This is a genomic window from Parasphingomonas frigoris (genome assembly GCF_036663815.1).
Classification (GTDB): domain Bacteria; phylum Pseudomonadota; class Alphaproteobacteria; order Sphingomonadales; family Sphingomonadaceae; genus Sphingomonas.
Window position 1 is genome coordinate 1 of sequence record NZ_JAXOJQ010000040.1, and the last position, 1,492, is coordinate 1,492.

Here is a 1,492-nt window from a genome sequence, read left to right on the forward strand (position 1 = left end):
GGCGGCTTCTCTATCGCGGCCTGAGTCAACAGGCGCAGGCCACTTCCCGCCGCCGCGAGTGCGCCGGTCTGACGAATTGGTAGGCAACGAAGTTCAAATACTGTTTTCTGCCGAGCTTGAGATCGTCACACGGGGTTCGTGCTTCTCTCCGGGGTCGGCACGTAGCCGCCCCATGATGGGGTAAGAGAAAGCGGCGTGGATCAATCTTTTGGACGCCTTTGTTCGTAAGAACAGGGCTGCCGCCATTACGATCTCACACCACCTTCGTCCCCGTGAGGACCTCTTCCTGCCGAGGCAGAACCGTGAAAACTCCTGTCTGAGCCTGTATCAGGCGGCCGCGACCGCGGTGCCGGGTTCGCTGCCCCAGCGGAAGTCGGTGCCGTCCGTCCACATGCGGTGGAGAACGACGGCCAGGCGACGCGCGACGGCGACGATGGCGCGCCGCATGCCCCGGCGCTGTGCGACCTTCATCCCCCAGGCCTTGAGCCAAGACCAGTGGCGGCTCTGGGTCATCAGGATCTGCGCCGCCTCGTACAGCATTGTTCGCAGCATGGTGTCGCCGGACTTGGAGATGCCGCCGTCATAGTCGATCTCGCCCGACTGATGGCGGCGGGGTGTCAGCCCGACATGCGCGCCGACCGCTCTGGAGTGGACGAAGCGCTGGGGCTGGTCGATCGAGGCCCGATAGGTGAGCGCAACCACCGGGCCGACGCCGGGCGCGGTCATCAACCGTTTGCAGACCGGATCATGCCGGACCGTGTCGAGCAGCATTTTGTGAAGTGTGGCGAGCTGCTGGCGCATCACCCGCCGCACCGTCAGCAACGGCTCGACGATCGCCGCCAGTCTCGGAAAGCCCTCGACCAGATGACGAATCCGGGCCTCGTAACCGATTGTGCTGACGACACCGACCTTGAGGCCAAAGTTGCGCAGCGTGCCGCGCATGTCGGACTCGATGTCGATCAGCTTGCGCTGGACGAGCTTGCGGCTGGTCAGCAGCATGCGCTGCTCCTGCGCGGCCAGCGTCTTCACGTGCACCGGCTTGAACAGGCCGACCCGCATCATCTGGGCGATCCCGCGGGCGTCGTTGCGGTCCGACTTGTTGATCTGCTGCGCCTGCAACAGGGCCTTCATGTGCCGTGTCTCGACGCAGATCACCGGCAGACCCGCCTCGATCAGGCCGTTCACCAGCCACTGCGACAGCGGTCCGGCCTCGATCCCGACCCTTACGTAATCGCCAGCGACCGATGTCAGCAGCACAGCAATGTCATCCGGCTCGGTCGGCACCTTACGCTCGCACACCACCTTGCCGGCATCGTCCACCACGCACACCGACGTCTCCTTCACTGAGACGTCCAGACCTACAAAATGCGTCATCGCTCTCACTCCTTCCCTCGATGCACGAGGTCAGGCTCGACCCCGATCCAGGCATCGTATGTGAAGGGGCTGCAATCTCATCGCTGTCGAAATGCAGCCGCCGCGATACACCATCTTT

Annotated in this window: 1 protein-coding gene; it reads right to left on the reverse strand. The window is 63.7% G+C overall.

Going from position 1 to position 1,492, the window contains the following annotated elements:
• Nucleotides 1-327: 327 nt before the first annotated feature.
• The gene (locus tag U1872_RS22265) at nt 328-1,374 is read right to left on the reverse strand and encodes an IS110 family RNA-guided transposase (protein WP_332795051.1); all 1,047 of its coding nucleotides are present in this window, start codon (nt 1,372-1,374) and stop codon (nt 328-330) included.
• Between the last annotated feature and the right edge of the window lie 118 nt (nt 1,375-1,492).